Source organism: Leisingera sp. ANG59 (assembly GCF_013317235.1).
In the GTDB taxonomy this organism is placed as follows: Bacteria; Pseudomonadota; Alphaproteobacteria; order Rhodobacterales; family Rhodobacteraceae; genus Leisingera.
Window position 1 is genome coordinate 34,804 of the sequence record NZ_WLCM01000006.1, and the last position, 22,065, is coordinate 56,868.

Genomic DNA, 22,065 nt, shown 5'->3' on the forward strand with positions numbered 1-22,065 from the left:
GCCCCGGCTTGGGTCATTTGCCTGGAATGTTGCCGCGCTGGATCATCTTGCCGGCAATTTCCTTGAAGGCAACGCGCCAGAGACCTTCGAGTTCAGGTGTCATCTCCTTACCGAGGGCATTGCGCAGAGTGTCGATCAGAGCTTCTTCCATCGGGGCAAAGTGAGGGGTTAGGACGCCAAGAGACGCATGCGTCTTGCCGAGCTCCTGAAATTGCGTGCTCACGGCACTCTCATCATTCAGTTTGGCCAGAATGACGCCAAGCGTGGTCATGAATTTCATGCCCTGGCCTTCCAGGTCTTCCCGGAACATCTGGCGCAGTTCGGGCGCACGGCGGAACAGCGCGTCATAGAAATACGTAGGCGCCTTGTCGGCTGCATCTTTCAGCTTGCTGTAGCTGTCCTGCAGCTGTTTCAGTTCTGCTTCGTTCACTGGCTTGTTTTCCTCCTGTTTGATTGGATTGATCACGACCAATCTAGGGGCCAAACAGGTGTCTTTCCTTGATCCGCCTCAATACGTTGCAAACCATGGTTTCATGGCGCGCAGGATGAATGGGGGTGACCTTAACGTGTCAGCACCAGCGCACCGTTGCGGATCTCGATGCTGGACCAGCGCTGCAGATACCCCATGCCCAGCAGAGACTGCTCCAGTTCCCCTTGATTGACCCAGACGCGCACGTCCGTGTCGGTGATGCCGCCAAGCGAAATCTCATCGACCCAGACCGATGCGGTGCGCACCTCGCCATTGGCGGTGCTGGCGCGGCCGAGATAGGCGAGGCTACCGGTGTCGACGCCCGCGCTTCGGGCGTCGCGCTCATTCAGGACAACCTGGCTGGCGCCGGTATCGACCAGAAACTCCACCGGGGCGCCGTTCACGTCCAGTGTCAGGTAATAATGGCCGTCCGGTGCGCGCGGCACCTCGACCCGGCCAGCGTCAATGGCGACGCTTTGCTGCGGGCGGACAGTCTGGCGGATGTCTTCCCACAACCCGTATGAGGCGATGACGCCCAGGAAGATGAAGCCCCAGACCGCAAACATCTGCAGCGTTTTGCCGATGCTCTGGCGGTTCTGGACAAAGACCCAGGACCCGACCGCAACCAGCAGGATGATCAGATAGATAAACCGTCCGATTTCGTATTCGCCCATGCGCTCACCTCCTGATTATGATGTAGGCGGGCCGGGGCGTTATACTAGCCTGCGAAACCGAAGTCGCGCAGGCCGTCCAGCACGAACTGCACCGAAAGCGCTGCCAGCAGCATGCCCAGTAGCCGGGTGACGACGGTGATGCCGGTCTTGCCCAGCATCCGCTCGAACAGACCGGAAAACAGGCACATCACCAGGAGAATCGCCAGCACCGCAATAACCACGCCCATGACCATGGCAAAGCCTGCGAAGCCCGGCTGCTGGCCGGTCAGCAGGATCACGGTCGCGATGGAGCCGGGGCCTGCCATCAGCGGGATTGCCAGCGGAAAGACAGAGGGGTCGTCGAAGTCATCTTCCTCGCTGCGGTCTTCGCGCCGCTTGTTGCGGCGTTCGAACAGCATGTCGAGCGCCGTCAGGAACAGCAGCGCGCCGCCGGCCACCCGGAAAGCGGGCATGGAAATGCCGATGAAGCCCAGCACCGCTTCGCCCAGGGCGGCGAAGATCGCCAGCAGGACCGCGGCAGTGATCGTCGCCCGCAGCGCGATGGAGCGGCGGCGGGTGGAGGACATACCCTGGGTGAGCGCAATGAAAACCGGCGTCAGGCCGATCGGGTCGACGATCACGAACAGTGTCACAAAGGAGGTGATCAGGAATGCGGTGTCGATCATTATGCCTCTGCCTGCTCCAGTTTTTCCAGCGCTTCCATCCACAGGCCCTCGGCCCGTTCCAGCGCCTCGATGCACTCGGCGTGTTTCTTCTGCCAGACCTCGATATCGCCAGCTTTGCCCGGCTCGTACAGGCTAGGGTCGGCAAGCTTTTGGTCAAGCTTTTCGCGCATTTCGCTGAGCTTCTCCACCCGCGCCTCGGATTTGCGGACCTCGGAGCGCAGGGAGATCAGCACATCGCGGGATGCGCGTTTGGGCTTGGCGAGTTTCGGCGCCTCGGTTTTGGCGGCGGGTTTTTCGCGCGCCAGCAGCAAGTTGCGGTAGCTTTCCAGGTCGCCGTCATAGGGTTTGACGGTGCCGTCCGAAACCAGCCACAGCCGGTCTGCCACCAGGCTGAGGAGGTGCATGTCGTGGCTGACAAGGATCACCGCGCCGGAGTAGGCGGTGAGCGCCTCGACCAGCGCCTCGCGGCTTTCGATGTCGAGGTGGTTGGTCGGCTCGTCAAGGATCAGCATATGCGGTGCGTCGATGGTGGCGATCAGCAGCGACAGCCGCGCCTTCTGGCCGCCGGACAGCCGTCCCACTTCGGTTTCCGCTTGCGCAGCCCCCAGGCCGAAGCCGGCCAGCCGCGCGCGCCATTTGGCCGGCGCTTCGTCCGGGCGCAAGCGGCGCAGGTGGTCCAGTGGTGTTTCATCGACGTAAAGTTCATCCACCTGATGCTGAGCGAAATAGCCGATGCGCAGCTTGGAGGACCGGGTCATCTTACCCGCCATCAATGGCAGCCGGTCCGCGAGCAGCTTCGACAGGGTCGACTTGCCCTGACCGTTCTTGCCCAGCAGTGCGATGCGGTCGTCCTGGTCGATGCGCAGGTTCAGCCGCTTCAGGATTTCGGTGTCGCCATAGCCGGTGATGCCGCCCTCGACATGTATGATTGGCGGCGACATTTCCTCCGGCTCCGGGAAGGTAAAGGCGCGCAGGGCGGCCTCTTGCGGGGTGGTGATCGGCTTCATCTTGGCGATCATCTTGAGGCGGGCTTGAGCCTGTTTCGCCTTGGTCGCCTTGGCGCGGAAGCGGTCAACGAAGCTTTGCAGGTGGGCGCGGCGGGCCTCCTGCTTCTTGGCTTCGGACTGGGCCGCCAGAATGCGGGCGGCGCGGGTCTCGGCAAAGGTGTCGTAGTTGCCTTGGTAGAGTGTGAGCTTCTTGTCTTCCAGATGTAGGATCGCACCCACCGCCCGGTTCAGCAGGCCCCGGTCGTGGCTGACAATCACCACGGTGTGCGGGTATTTGGCCAGGTAGCTTTCCAGCCACAGCGCGCCTTCGAGGTCGAGGTAGTTGGTTGGTTCGTCCAACAGCAGCAAGTCGGGCTGGGCAAACAGGACGGCAGCCAGCGCCACCCGCATCCGCCAGCCGCCGGAGAAATCGGAGCAGGGGCGTTTCTGGTCCTCGTCGTCAAAGCCCAGTCCCTTGAGGATGGAGGCCGCGCGGGCCTCAGCCGACCAAGCGTCGATGTCCGAGAGCCTTGTTTGGATTTCGGCAATCCTTGCCGGGTCGGTGGCGCTGTCCGCCTCGGCCAGCAGGGCGGCGCGTTCGGTGTCGGCGGCCAGCACCGTATCGGTCAGCGAGACATTGGACGATGGCACCTCCTGGGCGACACCGCCGATGCGGGCCTTGGAGGGCAGTGAGATACTGCCGGCCTCCAGCGCCAGCTCACCGCGGATCAGCCGGAACAGCGTCGTCTTGCCGGTGCCGTTGCGCCCGACGAGCCCGACCTTGTGTCCGGTGGGAATGGTGGCAGAGGCGCCTTCGATCAGCGGGCGGCCTTCGACCGAATAGGTAATGTCCTGAATGCGTAACATGGACGGAGCACTGCGGCAGTGCTGCGGTCTTGTCAATGGGGGAGGGCGCTGGCGGCGGCTGGCGGCCCCATTAGGTGCAGGTGTTAGTTCAAGTGCTGTTCGAGTTCGTCGAAGGAGTAGGACGCAAAGCCGACCAGCGGGTTGCCATCCTCGCGGCTGAAGGCGAAGACATGGATTTCGTCATGGCGCAGGGTGGCGCGGCAAAAGGTGCCCTCCTTCGCAAGCTGGGCGGGGCAGCTGTCCAGGTCAGTGTGGGCTATTGCAGTTTCAAACAATCCATAGGTCATCGGCAGGGGAGTTTCAGCGGCAAAGGCCGGTGCGGCTGCCAGGCAGGCGATCAGAGCAAATGCAGGTTTCATTGTTCAACCTTGTTTCAAGTTTCAATCCTGTTCGCGCCGCGGTACCTGACTGAAATAATCAAGTAATTGCAACCCCGAATCTGCAGCTGCGTCAAAGCTGCGCAATCGCCTCTTTATCCTGTCACAGAGCCATGCTATCGGGGCGGCAATTCGTAACGGGCCGGGCATGACGTCCGGCTTTTCAGCACAGGAGTCTGCCCCATGGCACTGGAACGCACTTTCTCGATCATCAAGCCCGATGCAACCCGCCGCAACCTGACCGGCAAGATCAACGCCAAGTTTGAAGAAGCCGGTCTGCGCATCGTGGCGCAGAAGCGCATCCACATGACCAAAGAGCAGGCAGGCAAGTTCTACGAAGTGCACGCCGAGCGCCCGTTCTACGACGAACTGTGCGAATTCATGTCCTCCGCTCCGGTGGTTGTGCAGGTTCTGGAAGGCGAGAACGCCATCGCCAAGAACCGCGAAGTGATGGGCGCCACCAACCCGGCAGACGCAGCCGCCGGCACCATCCGCGCCGAATTCGCTGAATCGGTTGGCGAAAACTCCGTGCACGGCTCCGACGCGCCGGAAACCGCTGCCGTGGAAATCGCTTACTTCTTCTCCGGCACCGAGCTGGTCGGCTAAGCTTCAGGGCTTACCGAAAGTTTTGAGGCCGCCCCGTTCAGGGGCGGCCTTTTCCTTTCTCATGTGAGAGTGTCGGCGCCGGGATGCCTAGGTGACTTTCAGATCCGCGGGCGTGGCCCGCACACCAATGGCGTCCAGTTCCGCCAGCAGCTTCGAGCTGTGCTGCGGGCGGGTCTCTGCCTTGATCGCATCAAAGCGTTTTCGAAGCTCTTCCTTCTCCTTGCCCTTGCAATCATTCCAGGGCCGTCCCTGCAGCGCCATCACCAGCACGTAATAGCCGATAAAATGCGGCCGGGTGCCGGTTTGCAGAAGCTTGGCATAGGCCGCATCGGCGCCGATCGCGCGCAAGTCCTCAGCTGAGGTGATCCCAGCGCGGTGGCAGGCTTCCTCATAGGCGGGGCCAAGGTTTCGGATGGAGGAAATGGCCGTGTTCATGGTTTGTTTCTATCCCTGCCTTGGTCCGTTGTCACGCGGAAATCCGGTATCGTCGTAAAACGCGCTCCAGCGCACTGACGCTGGGTTCCGCACCAGATTGGGTGATTGACAGTCGCATTTGCGCCGGAAACGCTGACACCGGGGCCGAGGGGAGGACGACGGATGAGTGATGGGGCGCATGTGGCTGTGAATATTGAGGGATTTGATCTTGCAAATCCTCCTGAGGGCTTTGTGGAGGATCCCTTTCCCTACTACGATGCCCTTCTGTGCGAAGCACCGTTTCTGCCGCAGCCGGACGGCTCTCTGCTGGTCTGCCGCCATGCGGACCTGGACTGGATCTACCGTGACACCACGTTGTTTTCCTCGGACAAGAAACGCGCCTTTGCCCCCAAATACGGCGAGGGGTCGCCGCTGTTTGAGCATCACACCACCTCGCTGGTGTTCTCGGACCCGCCGCTGCACACGCGTGTGCGCAAGATCATGACGTCGGCGCTGACACCGCGGGCAATTGCAAAAATGGAACCGGGCCTGGTTGAGACTGTTGACTATCTGCTGGACGCCATGACGGGCCGGGACAATGTGGATCTGATCGGCGATTTTGGCGCCTCCATACCGATCCAGATCATCGGCAACCTGCTGGATGTGCCGATGGAGGAACGGGCGCCCTTGCGCGACTGGTCGCTGGCGATCCTGGGGGCGCTGGAACCAGCGCTGAGCGAGGCGCAACTGGCGGCCGGACACCGTGCGGTGGAGGAGTTCAAGGCCTATCTGCAGGACCTGATCGCCCGGCGGCGGGCCAAACCCGGCGACATCGAGACTGACGTGCTGACCCGGCTGATCCGGGGCGAGGGCGCGGACGGGACCCTGAGCGAGATCGAGCTGATCCAGAACTGCATCTTCATCCTGAATGCGGGCCATGAGACCACCACCAACCTGATCGGCAACGGGCTGGCGCTGTTGAATGATCATCCGGACCAGAAGCAGAGACTGCTGGAGGAGCCGGAGCTGATCAAGCCCGCAGTGGAGGAGATGCTGCGGTTCCGCTCTCCGAACCAGCTGGGCAACCGCGAAACCACCGCCGAGGCGGAGATTGGCGGCATCCGGGTGCCCGCGGGAACCAACCTGCATCTGGTGATCGGGGCGGCGAACCGCGATCCGGACGTGTTTGAGAAGCCAGGGGAATTTGACATCACTCGTGCACCGAACCGGCACTTGGCCTTTGCTGGCGGGCCGCATGTCTGTGTAGGCCTGACGCTGGCACGGCTGGAGGGGAAGATTGCCATTGAGCGCCTGCTGCGCCGGTTCCCGGATTACCGCATTTTGCCCGGGCGGGTGCCTGGCGGGCGGATCAGGTTCCGCGGCTATGCGGCCTTGCCTGCGGAACCGGGGTGACGCGGCGCCCGCGTTCAGGCCCCGGGTGATCTGTAGGCGCTTGGCGGTGCGCCGGTCCAGCGGCGGAACGCCCGGTGAAAGTTCGCCGCGGAAGAAAACCCGGTATCCTGCGATATTTCTTCGATGCTTTTCAGGCCGGATTGCAGGTCGCGGATTGCCAGGTCACGGCGCAGCCCGTCCTTGATGGCTTGAAACGAGGTGTCCTCCGCATCCAGCCGCCGCATCAGCGTTCGCGGGGTGACACTCAACGCCTGCGCCGCATCCGCCAGATGGCAGTTCTCCCAGCTGGACCGGTACAGGAATTCCCGCACTTTCAGCGACTGGGTATGCTCGCGGAACCCGGTAAAGATCCAGTCGCGGGGGGCGCGGGCCAGGAACTCGTTCAGCTCTGCATTGGTGCGGTGGCCGGGCAGGCCCAACTTGCCGGTCTCGAAGACAATTGCCGAACAGGGCGCCTTGAAACTCACCGGGGCTGGGAAAATGACCGAGTAATCCTGCGAAAACGCGGGCCGTTCAAAGGCAAAGTGCACCGCGCGGACCGGCACTTCGTAGCCTGCCAGCCACGAGAGCAGCCCATGCGCCAGCTTCAGGATCAGCATGTGGCCGAACCGCTGCACGGGCTGCCCGCCCTGCGGCACCAGCTGCAGGCCGGTACTTGTGCTGTCCTCTGTCAGATCGATCCTGTAGTCGTCCAGCAGCAGGTTCCAGAAAGTGGAGAACCGGTTCAGGGCGGCGGGCAGCGTGCCGGCTTCGCGGACCGTGGTTAAAAGGTGCTGCAGAGCTCTTGGCCTGACCGGCCGGCTCCAAAGACCCGTCATTTCGTCCTGGGTCTCGACGGCGGCTATCTGGTACAGGCGGACGATCTGATCCAGGGTAACCCGGTGGGTCAGCTGCCCCTCTGACAGGTGCAATCCCGCCCGCTGCAGAAAGGCCGCCAGCTGGGCATCCGTGCAGCAGTGCCGCAACGCCAGTATCCAATCCCCGGCCAACTGCGGCGAAACCGTTGCTAGGCTGGAAGAGTCTGGTGTGAGGAGCTGCATTGGCGTCAGGGCGATTTGTCACTTTTGGATAGGATAATGTCTGTAATGAACGTGGAGCAGCCTCCTTGCAACGAGTATCTGGCATGAAGGAACAATAATCCGGAGCGACGGAAATGACCTACCAGGCGCCTATTCGCGATATCATGTTCAACATTGAACACCTGCCGGCCAAAAAAACGGCGGCAGCAGGCGGCGGGATTGAGCTGTCGGATATCGAGGCAGCGCTGGAAGGGCTGGGGCGCTTCTGCTCGGACGTTATTGCGCCGCTGTCCCGGACGGGGGATGAGGCCGGCGCGCGGCTGGAGGGGGCGGAGGCTGTACTGCCCGAACCTTACGCGCAGGCCTATGCGCAGTTTGCCGAGATGGGCTGGCAAAGTCTGCCGCATCCGGAAGAGTTCGGCGGCATGGGTCTCCCGCGGGCGGCAGCGGCGGCAGCGACCGAGATTTTGAATGCCTCTGATCTGAGTTTCGGCCTGTGCCCGCTGCTGACCGACGGCGCGGTGGAGGCGCTGCTGCTGACCGGGTCGGATGCCCAGAAACAGAAGTACCTGGAGCCGATGATTTCCGGCCAGTGGTCCGGCACCATGAACCTGACAGAGCCGCAGGCCGGCAGCGACCTGGGACGGGTGCGCTGCAAGGCGGAGCCGGCTGCGGATGGGACCTATGCGGTTTCCGGCACCAAGATCTTCATCACCTACGGCGAGCACGGGCTGACGGAGAACATCATCCACCTGGTGCTGGCCCGCACCCCAAATGCTCCGGCCGGTCCCAAGGGGCTGAGCCTGTTCATCGTGCCCAAGTTCCTGGTGGAGGAAGACGGCACGCTCGGCCGCCGCAACGCGGTCACCTGTGTCAGCCTGGAGCACAAGCTGGGCGTCCGGGCCAGCCCGACCGCGGTGCTGGAATACGATGGCGCGACCGGTTTCCTGGTGGGAGAGGAGAACCGCGGGCTGGAGTACATGTTCGTGATGATGCGCGCCGCGCGTTTTGCCGTTGGCGTGCAGGGCGTGGCGGTGTCGGAGCGGGCCTGTCAGCACGCATTGCAGTATGCACAGGACCGCGTGCAAAGCCGTCCGGTGGATGGCAGCACCAAAGATGCGGCGCCGATCATCCGGCACCCGGATGTCCAGCGGATGCTGCTGCGGATGCGGGCGCTGACCGAAGGCGGCCGGGCGCTAGCGATTGCCACTGCGGGCTGGCTGGATTTGGCTAAGCAGGCTGAGACGCAGGGCGCCTCTGACGCAGTGGATATGGCCGAATTCCTGGTGCCGCTGGTCAAGGCTTTCTGCACCGAGCGGTCGCTGGAAGTCACCTCGCTGGGGGTGCAGGTGCATGGCGGCATGGGCTTCATCGAGGAGACCGGTGTCGCCCAGTTCTACCGCGATGCGCGGATTTTGCCGATCTATGAGGGCACCACTGCGATCCAGGCAAACGACCTGCTGGGCCGCAAGGTGCTGCGGGACGGCGGTGCAACCGCACGCCGCTTTGCCGGGCTGGTGCAGGAGACCGAACAGGATCTGCAGCAGGGATCTGAACAGGCGCAGGCCGTGGCAAAACGCCTGGGCGAGGCGCGCCGGATGTTTGAAGCCAGCCTTGCCTGGCTGCTGGACAATGCAGCGGCGGACCCGAATGCGGCCTATGGCGGCAGTGTCCCGTTCCTGATGCTGACCGGCAACCTCGCTACGGCTTGGCAGTTGGGCCGGTCCGTACTGGCGGCCAGCGCCAAGCTGGAGCAGGGCGAAGACACGGCCTTCATGACGCAGAAGATCGCTACGGCAGTCTTCTACGCCCAGCACATCCTTGTGGAATGCGGCGCCGAAGGCCTGCGTATCACTGAAGGCAGCGCCAGCTTGGGCGATGCCGCGGTTAACCTCTGAACATTGAACAACAGTGGCACGGCTCTGTGCTGGAAAACAAAGAAAGGGTTGAACCCATGACCCAAGCGGCAAATGCGCAAACTTACGAAAACCTTGAAGTCGAACAGCGGGACAACGGCGTCAGCATCGTCCGGCTGAACCGGCCGACCAAGCGCAACGCGCTGGATACCGCCACCATCGAGGAACTGGTCAGCTTTTTCAGCAGCGCCCATCGCAACGGTGTGAAGGCGGTGGTGCTGGCCGGGAAGGGCGACCACTTCTGCGCCGGGCTCGACCTGGTCGAGCATTGGAAGGCAGACCGCAGCCCCGACGATTTCATGCATGTGTGCCTGCGCTGGCATGAGGCCTTCAACAAGATGGAATACGGCGGTGTTCCGGTCATCGCGGCGCTGCAGGGTGCGGTTGTCGGCGGCGGGCTGGAACTGGCCAGTGCGGCCCATATCCGGGTGATCGACCAGAGCACCTATTTTGCGCTTCCCGAAGGCCAGCGCGGTATCTTCACTGGCGGCGGCGCCACCATCCGGGTCTCTGATATGATCGGGAAATACCGGATGATCGACATGATTCTGACCGGCCGCGTCTATCAGGGACAGGAGGCGGTTGAACTGGGTCTGGCGCAATACATCACCGAAGGCTCCAGTTTCGACAAGGCACTGGAACTGGCGGACAAGATTGCTGAAAACTTGCCGCTGACCAATTATGCGATCTGTTCGGCAATCAGCCATCTGAACAACATGTCCGGCATGGATGCAGCCTATGCGGAGGCGGTTGTGGCCGGTGTGGTGAACACCCAGCCCGCGGCGCGGGAACGGCTGGAGGCCTTTGCCAACAAGACCGCCGCCCGGGTGCGTCCCAACAGCTGACCCTGGAAGGCGCACCGCTATGGGCAAGGCTGTTTGGCGGTGCGCATTTGAGGAGGGGGCCTGAACTGTAAGACCGGCCCTCAACCGCCTTTCCCGGGCCAATGACGTAAAAGAAAAGGGCTTAGCGAGAGATCGCTAAGCCCTTGAATTCTTTGGCTCCGGCGGTAGGGATCGAACCTACGACCAATTGATTAACAGTCAACTGCTCTACCGCTGAGCTACGCCGGAACATGTGGCGTCGTATAGGATTTCCGGCCTGCGGCGTCCAGAGGAAATTCTCACGCAAAGCGAATTTTTTTCGATGCGCATGACGGTGTGCCGACGGCGGCCGGGAGGTTGCGATGAGACCCCTCGTCGCAACCTTATCAAAGGTGGGTTGTCATCCTGTAACCAGGTGCAAAGAACAGCTTGGCCAGCGTTACGGGCTGGCCGCGCAGCCATGTGATGCGTTCGGCGGTGAAGATCGGATCGCCCGCCTGGGTGTCCAGAAATTCGGCCACGGCCTGGTCTGCCTTGGTCGCCAGAAAGCTCAGCTCCAGATTGGTGAACGGCACCTTCTGCACCAGCCAGTCGTTAGGGCCGGAGCGGGAAAAATCCGCCGTCAGAACCTCCGGAATGCTGTCCGGAACAATCCAGCGGACCTCATACTGAAAAGGCGCATTGTCCGCGTAATGCATGCACCGCAAGTGCAGAACGTCCCGGCCTTGCGGGATGTTCATCCGCGCCGACAGCCAGGCCGGGGCCGGCATGACGGCACGCTCGACCAGTGCATAGCGGTACTCAGACCCGGTTTCCGTGATCTCATCGCGGACCAGCGGAATCGAAAACTGGGCTTTTCGAACCGGCGCATTCAGAACCCTGGTGCCGGCCTTGCGCTTCCGCTCCAGATAGCCTTCCTCTGCCAGTTCCCGCAGCGCCCGGTTGACGGTGGTGCGGGTGCTGGAAAATTCTTCCGCAAGGTCGGTTTCACTGGGCAGCAGGCTGTCCGGCGCCCAGATTTTGTTGTGGATTCGGTCCAGCACCACCTGCTTGATGTCGCGGTAGCTCATGTTTGCCCGGGGTGCGGCCATGCTGCCTCCAATAAAATGTCTTAATGCTTATATATATAGACATAACCGGCCGTGCAAAGCCTGTCGCCGCGTGCCTTGCGGTTTGCGGTGCAGGGAGCGTGAAAATGCAAAAAAGCCCTCAAGCGGCTGAGGCTTGAGGGCTTATCATGGCTCCGGCGGTAGGGATCGAACCTACGACCAATTGATTAACAGTCAACTGCTCTACCGCTGAGCTACGCCGGAACGGTCCGTGCCGTATAGCGTTCCCAGGATTGGGCGTCCAGTGGGCAGCAGGCAATTTTTTGAAAAAATTCAACCGCTGCTCAGCGCAAAGACCGACGATGCTGACAGGGGACTTTGCGGTGCTGTCCGGCCGCGGCCTGTGAGGTCCACGAGATGAGCAAAAACATTGCGTTCCGCGGCTTTCAGCAATGCGGGCGGGGTGTCGGTATAGATCTGCTCCGCAAGGCTGCGGGCGGTGGCGGGGGCCTGTGCCAAGGCCGCCAGAATCGCGGCCTCGCGCGATTCCCGGTGCGCAATCAGCCAGTCGAGCCGCCTGGCCGGGTCGGAGATGGGCGCGCCGTGGCCTGCGTGAAAGATCCGCCAATCGCGTTGCCGGAGGCGGCGGCATGAGGCCATGAAGTCGGTCAGGTCTCCGTCCGGAGGCGATACCAGCGAGCTGGCCCAGCCCATAACGTGATCGGCGGTGAAGCAGGCATCCTTCCAGGCCAATGCAATGTGGTTGCCCAGGTGCCCGGGCGTGTGGATCACCTCCAGTTCCCAGCCGCTCCCGCTGATGACCTCGCCGTCGGCAACGGTGACATCGGGAGAGAACTCTCTGTCGATGCCCTCGCCGCCGCCGGCCAGCCCGTCAGCGGCGAGGCCGGACATCACTTCGCTGCGCCCCGCTTGCGGCCCGCCAAAGGCATAGACAGGTGCGCCGGTGGCCTGGCTCAAGCCGCGGGCCAGCGGCGAATGGTCCAGATGGCTGTGGGTGACGATGATGTGGGTGATCTGCTGGCCGGGCTGCACCGCGGCAAGGATTGCCTTCAGATGCGTGTCCGAATCCGGCCCCGGGTCAATCACCGCCAGCCCGCCGGTGCCCAGCACATAGGTATTGGTGCCGCGGTAGGTCATCGGCGAGGGATTCGGCGCCAGGATGCGGCGCAGCCCCGGCTCCAGCACCTCCGCCAGTCCGGGTTGCGGGTTGAAGTCTTCCGGTGCCTGCATTGTCTTGCCCCATTGCTGTTTCCTGGCCCGGGCAATCTTCCTTCTTTCCCCGGTGCCCTATAGGCTTAGCCCATGTTCTTCCAATGGCTCAAACGATATATGCCACGCAGCCTTTATGCCCGGGCGGCCCTGATCCTGGTGGTGCCGATTGTGGCGCTGCAGATCGTGATCTCTGTTGTGTTCATCAAGCGCGACCTGGAGGATGTGACGGTGCAGATGACGGCGACCATCCAGCGCGAGATGGAACTGCTGCGCCAGATCGCGGATGCAGCGCCGGACCAGGATGCAGCACTGGTGCAGATCGCGCCGGTGCTGCAGCCGCTGCAAATGCAGGCGCGGTTTCTGCCGCCGGGTGCACCGCTGCCCGAGGATGAATTCAGCCTGATCGAGTTTTCCGGGCGGGTGGTGCGGGAGGAAATGGAGAAGACTTTTCCGGGCTTCCTGGCGGCGCGGTTCCTGCCGGACCGGGTGGTGCAGATCTATTTCGGCACCGCGCACGGGCTGTTGGAGTTGAGCTTTGACCGCCGCAGGCTGACTGCGGCGGCGCCGCACCAGCTGATTGTCACCATGCTGCTGTTCGGCTTTTTCATGATGATGATCTCCTTCCTGTACATGCGCAATCAGCTGCGTCCGATAAAGCGGCTGGCCAACGCGGCAGAGGCGTTCGGGCGCGGGCGGGCGGTGCCGTATTCGCCATCCGGCGCAACCGAGGTGCGGGCCGCGGGCAGCGCTTTTCTGGACATGCGCGCCCGGATCGAACGGCAGATCGAGCAGCGCACGCTGATGCTGTCCGGGGTGAGCCACGATCTGCGCACGCCGCTGACGCGGATGAAGCTGGAACTGGCAATGCTGGACGAGGAGGATGCGGCCGCGATGCTGCGCGACGTTGACGAGATGCAGGCGCTGCTGGACGCGTTTCTGGATTTCTCCCGCGGCGCGGCGGTCAGCGAGCCGGAGCCGGTGGACCCGCAGGAGCTGGTCCGGGATATCATCAGCGACTGGCAGCGCCAGGAGCAGCAGGTGACAATGGGCGAGATGACCGGCGAGGGGGAGGTGATGCTGCGCCGCCAGCCGATGCAGCGGGCGGTGTCGAATCTGATTTCCAATGCAGTGCGTTATGGCACCCGGGCGCGGGTTTCGGTTGCAGTGACCGATAAGTCCATGCGGATCCGAGTCGAGGATGACGGGCCGGGCATCCCTGCAGAGCAGCGCGGCGACGCGGTCCGCCCCTTCACCCGCCTGGACCCGGCCCGCAATCAGAACCGGGGCTCCGGCGTCGGGCTAGGGCTGGCCATTGTGGCGGACACCGCGCGCGCGCATGGCGGCACCCTGCGGCTGGGCGAAAGCGCCGATCTGGGCGGGCTGAAAGCGGACATCGTCATCGCCCGCTAATACCGCCCCGGCCAATGAAAACTGGCAGTCCTGAAATGGCTGCCAGTTGGAATTTCTAGTGATCTGCGCCTGCTGGCCAGCCGACAGTTATGCAAACTCTTTGGACAGGCTATTAAAGCCGGTTTCGATTGCCGACGCGGCCTTGACTAGGTTCTCGCCGCCAGAGGCAATACTGGTAACCGTGGTGCTGAGACCCAGGCTGCCGACCCAGATCACCCATTTTGCCCAGACCGGATCCTTGTAGCGCAGGGCATCAACGGCTTTCTGCGAGTTGTCGCGGAATTTCTCGGCTGGCTTGATGCTGACGTGATAGGCCTCAATGCTCTTGATCAGCTTGGCGGTTTCCTTGCGGGTGGCCTCCATGGCGGCAAACAGCCCGTCCAGCTTCTTGCTTTTGTGGCCCCGGTCCTTGGCCATCTTGCCCAGTTTCTTCTCGATTTCCTTGTCGAGCTTGCTCTGCGTGTCGAGGAGCTTGTTCAGTTCCTTGCCGAGGGCAGCGATTTCTAGATCGATGTTCTTAAGCTTGGCCTTGTAGGTCTCCAGATGCTTGTCGACGCGGTTGAAGCCGGCGGTTTCGATCATCAGAAAGTCCGCCAGGAATTCCTTGCCGATCTCCTTCGCTTTCACCTTGGCCTTGGACTGTTTCTCATAGGCCAAGACCAGCTGCTTCAGCGCTTTCTCAAGCTCACCGTGGATCTTGACGATGTCGGATGTCACCTTCTGCACAGCGCGCGCCACCGAGACGATGCTTTGCGCGATGCCGTAAATGCTGGCAGCAATGGACGCGCCGCCGGTCACCGCACCGGCCGCCAGCGAAGCGGTGGAGCCGATGGCGCAGGCGCTGCCGAGCACAATCGCGCCCACCACCTTGATGCGGTATTTCTTGCGGTCCTTGTTGGCCTGCTTCCACTTGTCGAAATGCTTGTTCGTCACCTGTTCGATCGACTTCTGGTACTTGGCAAAGATTTTCTGGATGTCGGCGTCCAGCTCTTTGCATTCCTTGTCGCTCAGCGGCATCACAGCCCCAAGATTGTTCGCTGCATCGACCCGCAGGCAGCATTCGTTCAGAAGTTTTTTGTATTCCTTGGTGGCATTATCATAGAGCTTGGCAACAAAGCGGGCGTCCGTGTCGAGTTCGGTGGCCACTTTTTTGTCAACTTCCACGGCGGCGGCGAAGTTCATGTTGCCGAGCTGTACGAACTTGGGTTTGACCTTCTTGGTGACCTCATTCTTGACGTCTGCCTTGATGATGGTGAGTTTTTCGGTCGCCATAAATGTCGTGCCTCTAAATGTGTTTTCTGGCGTGGGCAGGATCTGGAAATGGAAACAAAATCGCTATGGAACAATTGAGCGGGGCTGCCCGTGGCTAAGTTAACGGGTTGCAGAATATATGAAAGCAAAAGCTGGGCTGCATATGAAGGCGGACTTAACTGGCGCGCGTCTAGGGCGAGCAAGGCGCTGCCACCAAAAAAATGCCGTTTGTTATAGGGGCGGCGGAAATGGTAGGCCCGGCAGGATTCGAACCTGCAACCAAAGCGTTATGAGCGCTCTGCTCTAACCGTTGAGCTACAGGCCCGCCATTGATTTGTGGTTAGGAAATGGGGCGGGCAAGGTCAAGCGGTGATTGCAGAAGCGGCGGGCGATTTCGCTGCCGGGGTCCGGTGCAGGGCTTCCAGACGGGCCACCGTGTGCTGGATGGTCAGATCCCGGCGCCGGTCCGGTGTCCGGCGGGAGGGGTAGACGGCAAACACGTCCTTCAGGGGCGCCTCATAGCCGGGCAGCACCTGTTCGTATTCGCCGCTGGCAAGCTGCGCCTCGACCATGAAGCGGGGTGCGCGGGTGTAGCCGGAGCCGCTGCTGACGGCGCGCATGATCAGGTCGGGGTCATCGGCGGTGAAACCCACCTGCACCGGCGCCGGATATTCCTGCCCGCCGCGGCGCAGGGGGAAGAAGCCGCGGGTCTGGTCCTCGTGATGCTGGATGAACTTCAGCCGCTTCAGTTCCTCCGGCGTTTGCGGCCGGGTTTCGCGGTCCAGGTAGTCCGGGGTTGCAAACAGCACGGTTTCCAGGGTGGAAATCTTGCGGCCAAAGCCGTCGGTGTCGCCCAGTTGCCCGGTGCGGATTGCCAGGTCGTAGCCTTCGCGCACCACATCGACCAGCCGGTCCTCCAGCCGCATCACGATGTTCAGATCCGGGTGCTCTCGGTTCAGGTCCAGCAGCATCGGCCCGATCACGCTGCGCCCCAGAAAGGAGTTCACGCTGATGCGGAAGGTGCCGGAGACACTGCCTTCCAGCGCGTCTACCTCCGCTGTCATGCGGTTGTATCCGGACAGCAGCGTTTGCGCGTGGCTGTAGACCAGATCGCCCGCGCGGGTGGCGTGGATGCCCTTGGCTGTGCGGTGCAGCAGTTGCTGGCCCATCAGCGCCTCCAGCTGCTTGATCTGCTGGCTGACCGCAGATTGGGTGATGCCGCGGCGCTGGGCGGCGCGGTTCAGGCTGCCTTCGTCCAGGGCGATGGTGAATGTCTCCAGCAGCGTCAGCTTATCCATGTTCAGCCTATAAGGGTTGCTAATAACTGTTATCGGTGCTGCCGGGCTGCAAGCCGCAGAAACGCGCGGTTAAGTCCGTTGCACAGGAGTATTTCCTGAAACAGATATTGGAGTTTCTTATGACAATCAATCGCAGGGCATTTCTGGGCGGGCTGGCAGCGGCCCCGGCGGCGGCGCTGGCCACCGGGTTTGCAGGCAGCAGTTGGGCTTGGGCCGCCGAAGGCGCAGCGGCGGCTACCCCGGTCATCCACTCCTTCACCCTTGGGGATGCCAGGGTCACGGTGCTGCTGGACGGGCACCTGCCGCTGGGCACCCAGCTGTTCAACACCTATGACGCTGCCAAGGCGGAAACCGTGCTGGCGCAGGGCTTGCACCGGATGCAGGACGATGCGCTGCAGATCCCGGTCAATGGCTACCTGATAGAGCGCGGCGGGAAAAAGCTGCTGATCGACACCGGCACCGCCCAGCTGATGGGGCCGGGCCTGGGAGCGCTGGGCGCCGGGCTGGCGGCGGCCGGGGTTGCGCCGGGGAGCATTGATACTGTGCTCTTGACCCATATCCACCCGGACCATTCCGGCGGGCTGATCACGCCGGACGGAGCCGCGGCCTTTGCCAATGCAGAGCTGGTGGTGGCGCAGCGGGAATGGGACTTCTGGCATGACGATGCCATAGTGGCCGGCGTGCCTGAGGGGAGCCGTGGTTTCTTTGACATGGCCCGCCGCTCTGTCGCGCCCTATTCGGACCGGCTGCAGCTGCTGCAGGGGGAAGGCGAGGCCGCACCCGGTTTCACCGCGCTGGAGCTGCCGGGCCACACACCGGGCCACACCGGGTTTATGCTGGATGCGGGCAGCGAGGGGCTTCTGTTCTGGGGCGACCTGATCCACAGCGCCGCCTTGCAGCTTGCGCTGCCGGACTGGACCATCGCCTTTGACACCGACCCTGGCCTGACCGCCCAGACCCGGCGGCGGACGCTGGACCGGGCGGCGGCGGACAATCTGCTGGTCACCGGCGCGCATCTGGACTTTCCGGCGCTGGGCCGGGTGCTGCCGCAGGGGGAGGCCTTTGCCTATCAGCCGGCGCCCTGGCAGTTCGGCCTCTGAGCCGGTAAAACCCCGCGCCTCGCCCCTTAATCGGGGTGCGGTGCAATCGCTTGTTTCCTTCCGTTCCGCCTTGCGCTAAAGGCTGCCGCAACGTGTTGGAAGGAGCCATGTGATGACCAGCGGCAAGAACGGCCTGACCTATGCAGATGCAGGTGTGGACATTGATGCGGGCAACGCCCTGGTTGACCGGATCAAGCCGGCCGCCAAGCGCACCAACCGCCCCGGCGTGGCCAGCGGGCTGGGAGGTTTCGGCGCGCTGTTCGATCTGAAAGCTGCCGGCTACAACGATCCGATCCTGGTCGGCGCCACTGACGGCGTCGGCACCAAGCTGCGGATCGCCATTGACACCGGTGTGGTGGATGGCGTCGGCATCGATCTGGTGGCCATGTGCGTGAACGACTTGGTTTGCCAGGGCGCCGAGCCGCTGTTCTTCCTCGACTATTTTGCCACCGGCAAGCTGGAAACCGACGTCGCGGCCCGCATCATCGAAGGCATCGCCGAGGGCTGCGTGCGCTCCGGCTGCGCGCTGATCGGCGGTGAGACCGCGGAAATGCCGGGCATGTACCCCGAAGGCGACTTTGACCTAGCTGGTTTTGCCGTGGGGGCGATGGAACGCGGCACTGCGCTGCCCGACGGTGTTCAGGAAGGCGACGTGCTGCTGGGGCTGGCGTCCGACGGCGTGCACTCCAACGGCTACTCGCTGGTGCGCAAGCTGGTTGAGGTCTCCGGTCTCGGCTGGGAGGCTGACTGCCCGTTCGGCGAAGGCTCGCTGGGTGCGGCGCTGCTGACCCCGACCCGCCTTTACGTCAAACAGTGCCTGGCGGCGGTGCGGGCAGGGGGCGTTCATGCGCTGGCCCATATCACCGGCGGCGGCCTGACCGAGAACCTGCCGCGGGTCCTGCCCGAGGACCTGGGCGCCGATATCGACCTGAACGCCTGGGACCTGCCGCCCGTGTTCAAATGGATGGCGGAAACCGGCGGCATTGCCGAGGCGGAGATGCTGAAGACCTTCAATTGCGGCATCGGCATGATCCTGTCCGTCTCTGCAGACCGCGCTGATGAGCTGGTGAAGGTTCTGGAGGGCGAAGGCGAGACCGTGGCCCGTCTGGGCTCCGTCACCGCAGGTGCCGGCATGCGCTATTCGGGCAAGCTGCTGTGAGCCACAAGAAGGTCGCGATCCTGATTTCCGGCGGCGGCTCCAATATGGTGTCGCTGCTGGAAAGCATGACCGGCGATCACCCGGCACGCGCCTGCCTTGTGCTGTCCAATAATGAGGATGCCGGCGGGTTGGCCAAGGCTGCTGCGGCTGGTGTGGCAACCGCCGTGGTGGACCACCGCCCGTTCCAGGGCGACCGGGAAGCATTTGAGACTGAGCTGGTGAAACCCATCTTTGAAGCGGGCGCCGATATTGTCTGCCTGGCCGGTTTCATGCGCGTGCTGACAGCCGGGTTCGTTTCGCAGTTCGAGGGGCGGATGCTGAACATCCACCCCTCCCTTCTGCCGAAATACAAGGGGCTGCACACACACGCCCGCGCGCTGGAGGCGGGTGATGCTGAGCATGGCTGCACCGTTCATGAGGTGACGCCGCTGCTGGACGACGGCCCGATCCTGGGCCAGGCGAGGGTACCTGTGCTGGCGGATGACACACCGGATGCGCTGGCTGCGCGGGTACTGGTGCAGGAGCACAAGCTCTATCCGGCGGTGCTGCGCCGCTTTGCCGCGGGCGACAAGACGCCGGTGCGGCTGCCTTAACGGACTTCCTGCACGGCCGCGCTGTTTCCGCGCCAATCCAGCCGCTCTGCTTGCGGCGCCGGTGCCATCAAAGCGGGCAGGCCGACCAGCGCCAGCAGCAATGCCGCCGCCAGGAGCGGAATCAGCCCGCGGGACAGGGTGAAACCACCGGTTTTCGCGGGAAAAAGATCAAGAACGGTCATCGTCTTTCCTCCTGTGAAGAGTGTGCCCTCAAACTACGAGTGCGGCGATCATTATTAAAATGAATGTTTGCGGCGTGGAATATCACAGAATGTGAGCTGATGGGAGGCCCGTGTGCCGGGAGCCACAGCAGGGCCGTCAGAATGCCCGGCCCGATCTGGCACCTGTTTGCATTGGCTGAAACAAGCGCGTATCACGGGCCGGTCATACCGATAAACAAAAAGCCGTAATTCATGAAAACTCTGAACTCTACCGAAGAACTGCAGGCCTTTTGCGAAGCTGCAGCGCAGCACGCCTATGTCACGGTGGATACCGAGTTTCTGCGGGAGCGGACCTATTATTCAAAGCTCTGCCTGATCCAGCTGGCCTTTTCCGGCGATGGGGAGAAAGACGCGGTTCTGGTCGACCCGCTGGCGGACGGGATCTCGCTGGAGCCGCTCTATGACCTGTTCCGCAACGAGAACGTGGTCAAGGTGTTTCACGCCGCACGCCAGGACTTGGAGATCTTCTGGGTCGACGCGCAGGTCTTTCCGAAGCCGCTGTTCGACACCCAGGTTGCGGCGATGGTCTGCGGTTTTGGCGAGCAGGCGGGCTATGAGACGCTGGTGCGCAAGATCGTCAAGCAGGGGCTGGACAAAACCTCGCGCTTTACCGACTGGTCGCGCCGCCCCTTGAGCGAAGCGCAGAAGACCTATGCGCTGGCCGATGTGACCCACCTGCGCAAGATTTATGAATTCCTTGCTGCGGAACTGGACAAAAGCGGCCGCGCCCATTGGGTGACTGAGGAGCTGCAGGTGCTGACCGACCCTGCGACCTATGACATTCAGCCCCAAGACGCCTGGAAACGGGTGAAAACCCGCACCAACTCTGGCAAGTTCCTTGCCGTTGTGCGCGAACTGGCCGCCTTCCGGGAGACCTATGCGCAGTCCAACAACGTGCCGCGCAACCGGGTTTTCAAGGATGATGCGCTGGTCGAGCTGGCCTCAACCAAGCCGCGCAATCCGGGGGATCTGGGCGGCTCCCGCCTGCTGCTGCGCGAGGCGCGCAAGGGAGCGATTGCCGAGGGTATTCTGGAAGCCGTGGCTAAGGGCGTTGCCTGCCCGGCTGAGAAGCATCCCAAGATGGACCGCAGCAAGGAGAAGCTGCAGGTGAACTCGGCGCTGGCGGACCTGCTGCGGGTGCTGCTGAAGGCCAAGACGGAATCAGAAGGCGTTGCTGCCAAGCTGATCGCACCGAGCGCCGATCTGGACGCCATTGCGGCTGGCCTGCGCGATGTGCCGGCCCTCAGCGGCTGGCGGCGCGAAGTCTTCGGAGCGGATGCGCTGCGGCTGTGCGAGGGCAAGATCGGATTGGCTGCCAAAGGCCAGGAGGTGAAGGTGGTCGAACTCTGATCGCCCTGCCTAAGCGTGTGACCACAAAAAACGCCCGCATCCGCGGGCGCTTTCTTTTTTAGAAGGATTGGGTTAGCGGCGGCGGCTTTCCCTGGCGTTGGTTTCGCCGTTTACCCGCACCAGGCGCACCTCCTGCAGGTCTTGGTTCGACAGGGTGCGGGCGGCGTGCAGAGTGCGGCTGAATTCGCTGCCGGTGATCGTCGGCTCCTCCGGGTATACGATCCGGAAATCATAGGTCAGAACACCCTCCTCAGTGCCCTCGACCTGGCGCAGCTCAACGTCGAAGGCACCCTGGCGCGCAGCGATGCCGGTTGCGTGGATGATGGCTCCCGTGCTGGTCCGCTCGATTTCCAGGCCGTCGATCCGGTTGACCAGGACGCTTTTGTCTTCGGGCGGTTTCTTGGCAAAGATGCCGCGCGCATTGCTTTCCTGCGGCAGCAGCGGGTTGACGTTCGCGGCCACCTCAACCTCTGCCGGTTCGGAGCTGCCAAACCAGTTGCTCGGGTTCAGCCGTGAATCCCGCCAGCCGCACGCTGAAAGCACCAGCGCGCAGGCCAATGTAAGTGCCAATGGTTTTTGCATCCGTCCCCGCCCATTCAAAATGCCTTTGCAACGGATTACCCGATTGGCTGCAGCTTGAAAAGCGGTTGAAAAGGGGCGGGCAGGGGCTTAGGTGCTGATCAGCCCCGGAATGCGGATTTTGAGGATAGACGGACGATGGCCACAGCCGCCTTTGAAGAGATCGTGGAGGACTTCGAGTTCATGGAGGACTGGGAGGACCGCTACCGCCATGTGATCGATCTGGGCAAGGCAATGGAGCCGATGGACGAGGCGCTGAAGGTGCCTGCGACCAAGGTCGACGGCTGCGCCAGCCAGGTCTGGCTGCACGCCACGGTCGAGGGCGGGGTGTTCCGGTTCGACGGTGACAGCGACGCGATGATCGTGCGCGGGCTGATCGCGGTGCTGCGCCGCCTTTACAACGGCCTGCCCTTACAGCAGGTGGCGTCGGTGGACGCCAAGGCAGAGCTGGGGCGGCTGGAGCTGAATGAGCATCTGTCCTCGCAGCGGTCCAATGGCCTGAGGGCGATGATCGAGCGCATCCGCGAAACCGCGATGGCACAAGCCTGAGGAGTGCGGGCGATGGGCCGGCCCCTTGCGCTGCCTGGAGTAT

Annotated in this window: 23 protein-coding genes and 3 tRNA genes; 10 read left to right on the plus strand and 16 right to left on the minus strand. The window is 62.7% G+C overall.

The features are described from left to right. Positions 1–13: 13 nt before the first annotated feature. The 5 genes from GKC28_RS07555 to GKC28_RS07575 all read right to left on the minus strand — a co-directional run bounded on the left by GKC28_RS07555 (position 14) and on the right by GKC28_RS07575 (position 4,020). Positions 14–466, minus strand: coding sequence for a globin domain-containing protein (locus tag GKC28_RS07555; RefSeq protein WP_368041105.1), 453 nt, complete (start codon positions 464–466; stop codon positions 14–16). 95 nt (positions 467–561) lie between these two features. Beyond that, on the minus strand, positions 562–1,143 hold the full coding sequence (locus GKC28_RS07560) for a TIGR02281 family clan AA aspartic protease (protein WP_174146302.1): 582 nt from the start codon (positions 1,141–1,143) through the stop codon (positions 562–564). Between the two features lie 44 nt (positions 1,144–1,187). Continuing rightward, positions 1,188–1,808, minus strand: coding sequence for a MarC family protein (locus tag GKC28_RS07565; RefSeq protein ID WP_174146303.1), 621 nt, complete (start codon positions 1,806–1,808; stop codon positions 1,188–1,190). After that, a complete protein-coding gene (locus GKC28_RS07570; protein ID WP_174146304.1) occupies positions 1,808–3,661 on the minus strand; it encodes an ABC-F family ATP-binding cassette domain-containing protein in 1,854 nt (617 codons plus the stop codon). The genes GKC28_RS07565 and GKC28_RS07570 overlap by 1 nt, the downstream gene beginning before the upstream one ends. A gap of 83 nt (positions 3,662–3,744) precedes the next feature. After that, entirely contained in the window at positions 3,745–4,020 is a 276-nt protein-coding gene (locus GKC28_RS07575) for a hypothetical protein (protein WP_174146305.1), read from the minus strand. Positions 4,021–4,221: 201 nt separating this feature from the next. Between GKC28_RS07575 and ndk the strand changes: the two genes are divergently transcribed. After that, positions 4,222–4,644, plus strand: coding sequence for a nucleoside-diphosphate kinase (ndk, locus tag GKC28_RS07580; protein WP_174146306.1), 423 nt, complete (start codon positions 4,222–4,224; stop codon positions 4,642–4,644). 87 nt (positions 4,645–4,731) lie between these two features. Here ndk and GKC28_RS07585 read toward each other — a convergent pair whose 3' ends face one another. Continuing rightward, positions 4,732–5,079: a TfoX/Sxy family protein gene (locus GKC28_RS07585; protein ID WP_174146307.1), complete on the minus strand. Its 348-nt coding sequence runs from the start codon at positions 5,077–5,079 to the stop codon at positions 4,732–4,734. Positions 5,080–5,241: 162 nt separating this feature from the next. On the opposite strand from GKC28_RS07585, the gene GKC28_RS07590 reads away from it, so the two are divergent. After that, positions 5,242–6,471, plus strand: a complete 1,230-nt coding sequence (locus tag GKC28_RS07590; RefSeq protein WP_174146308.1) for a cytochrome P450 — start codon at positions 5,242–5,244, stop codon at positions 6,469–6,471. Positions 6,472–6,485: 14 nt separating this feature from the next. Here the strand turns inward: GKC28_RS07590 and GKC28_RS07595 are convergent, their stop codons facing one another. After that, positions 6,486–7,511, minus strand: coding sequence for an AraC family transcriptional regulator (locus GKC28_RS07595; RefSeq protein WP_174146309.1), 1,026 nt, complete (start codon positions 7,509–7,511; stop codon positions 6,486–6,488). A gap of 113 nt (positions 7,512–7,624) precedes the next feature. Between GKC28_RS07595 and GKC28_RS07600 the strand changes: the two genes are divergently transcribed. After that, a complete protein-coding gene (locus GKC28_RS07600; protein WP_174146310.1) occupies positions 7,625–9,388 on the plus strand; it encodes an acyl-CoA dehydrogenase in 1,764 nt (587 codons plus the stop codon). A gap of 56 nt (positions 9,389–9,444) precedes the next feature. Next, positions 9,445–10,251, plus strand: coding sequence for a methylthioacryloyl-CoA hydratase (gene dmdD / locus GKC28_RS07605; protein ID WP_174146311.1), 807 nt, complete (start codon positions 9,445–9,447; stop codon positions 10,249–10,251). A gap of 153 nt (positions 10,252–10,404) precedes the next feature. Here the strand turns inward: dmdD and GKC28_RS07610 are convergent. The 4 genes from GKC28_RS07610 to GKC28_RS07625 form a co-directional block, all read right to left on the minus strand. Further along, a tRNA-Asn gene (locus tag GKC28_RS07610) sits at positions 10,405–10,479 on the minus strand. Between the two features lie 137 nt (positions 10,480–10,616). Beyond that, positions 10,617–11,321 (minus strand): GntR family transcriptional regulator, encoded by a 705-nt coding sequence (locus tag GKC28_RS07615; RefSeq protein ID WP_254604183.1) that lies wholly within the window; start codon positions 11,319–11,321, stop codon positions 10,617–10,619. A 147-nt stretch (positions 11,322–11,468) separates the two neighbouring features. After that, a tRNA-Asn gene (locus GKC28_RS07620) sits at positions 11,469–11,543 on the minus strand. Between the two features lie 69 nt (positions 11,544–11,612). Then, positions 11,613–12,530 carry an MBL fold metallo-hydrolase gene (locus GKC28_RS07625; protein ID WP_174146312.1) on the minus strand — a complete coding sequence of 306 codons (918 nt, stop codon included), beginning with the start codon at positions 12,528–12,530 and terminating at the stop codon, positions 11,613–11,615. A 72-nt stretch (positions 12,531–12,602) separates the two neighbouring features. Here GKC28_RS07625 and GKC28_RS07630 point away from each other — a divergent pair, with 72 nt between their 5' ends. Then, entirely contained in the window at positions 12,603–13,922 is a 1,320-nt protein-coding gene (locus GKC28_RS07630; protein WP_174146313.1) for an ATP-binding protein, read from the plus strand. 87 nt (positions 13,923–14,009) lie between these two features. On the opposite strand, the gene GKC28_RS07635 is transcribed toward GKC28_RS07630, so the two are convergent. The 3 genes from GKC28_RS07635 to GKC28_RS07645 all read right to left on the minus strand — a co-directional run bounded on the left by GKC28_RS07635 (position 14,010) and on the right by GKC28_RS07645 (position 16,471). Further along, the gene (locus GKC28_RS07635; protein ID WP_174146314.1) at positions 14,010–15,194 is read right to left on the minus strand and encodes a hypothetical protein; all 1,185 of its coding nucleotides are present in this window, start codon (positions 15,192–15,194) and stop codon (positions 14,010–14,012) included. A 228-nt stretch (positions 15,195–15,422) separates the two neighbouring features. Further along, a tRNA-Ile gene (locus GKC28_RS07640) sits at positions 15,423–15,498 on the minus strand. A gap of 37 nt (positions 15,499–15,535) precedes the next feature. Beyond that, positions 15,536–16,471 carry a LysR family transcriptional regulator gene (locus GKC28_RS07645; protein ID WP_174146315.1) on the minus strand — a complete coding sequence of 312 codons (936 nt, stop codon included), beginning with the start codon at positions 16,469–16,471 and terminating at the stop codon, positions 15,536–15,538. 119 nt (positions 16,472–16,590) lie between these two features. On the opposite strand from GKC28_RS07645, the gene GKC28_RS07650 reads away from it, so the two are divergent. The 3 genes from GKC28_RS07650 to purN all read left to right on the plus strand — a co-directional run bounded on the left by GKC28_RS07650 (position 16,591) and on the right by purN (position 19,323). Then, positions 16,591–17,571 (plus strand): MBL fold metallo-hydrolase, encoded by a 981-nt coding sequence (locus GKC28_RS07650; RefSeq protein WP_174146316.1) that lies wholly within the window; start codon positions 16,591–16,593, stop codon positions 17,569–17,571. A 112-nt stretch (positions 17,572–17,683) separates the two neighbouring features. Beyond that, positions 17,684–18,730, plus strand: a complete 1,047-nt coding sequence (gene purM / locus GKC28_RS07655; protein WP_174146317.1) for a phosphoribosylformylglycinamidine cyclo-ligase — start codon at positions 17,684–17,686, stop codon at positions 18,728–18,730. After that, on the plus strand, positions 18,727–19,323 hold the full coding sequence (purN, locus tag GKC28_RS07660) for a phosphoribosylglycinamide formyltransferase (RefSeq protein ID WP_174146318.1): 597 nt from the start codon (positions 18,727–18,729) through the stop codon (positions 19,321–19,323). The genes purM and purN overlap by 4 nt, the downstream gene beginning before the upstream one ends. On the opposite strand, the gene GKC28_RS07665 is transcribed toward purN, so the two are convergent. Beyond that, positions 19,320–19,505 (minus strand): hypothetical protein, encoded by a 186-nt coding sequence (locus GKC28_RS07665; protein ID WP_174146319.1) that lies wholly within the window; start codon positions 19,503–19,505, stop codon positions 19,320–19,322. The genes purN and GKC28_RS07665 overlap by 4 nt on opposite strands. 231 nt (positions 19,506–19,736) lie before the next feature. Between GKC28_RS07665 and rnd the strand changes: the two genes are divergently transcribed. After that, entirely contained in the window at positions 19,737–20,894 is a 1,158-nt protein-coding gene (gene rnd, locus GKC28_RS07670; RefSeq protein ID WP_174146320.1) for a ribonuclease D, read from the plus strand. Between the two features lie 72 nt (positions 20,895–20,966). On the opposite strand, the gene GKC28_RS07675 is transcribed toward rnd, so the two are convergent. Continuing rightward, complete coding sequence (locus GKC28_RS07675) at positions 20,967–21,464, minus strand: hypothetical protein (protein ID WP_368041102.1); 498 nt, start codon at positions 21,462–21,464, stop codon at positions 20,967–20,969. 147 nt (positions 21,465–21,611) lie between these two features. On the opposite strand from GKC28_RS07675, the gene GKC28_RS07680 reads away from it, so the two are divergent. Continuing rightward, a complete protein-coding gene (locus GKC28_RS07680; protein WP_174146322.1) occupies positions 21,612–22,022 on the plus strand; it encodes a SufE family protein in 411 nt (136 codons plus the stop codon). The last annotated feature ends 43 nt before the right edge of the window (positions 22,023–22,065 follow it).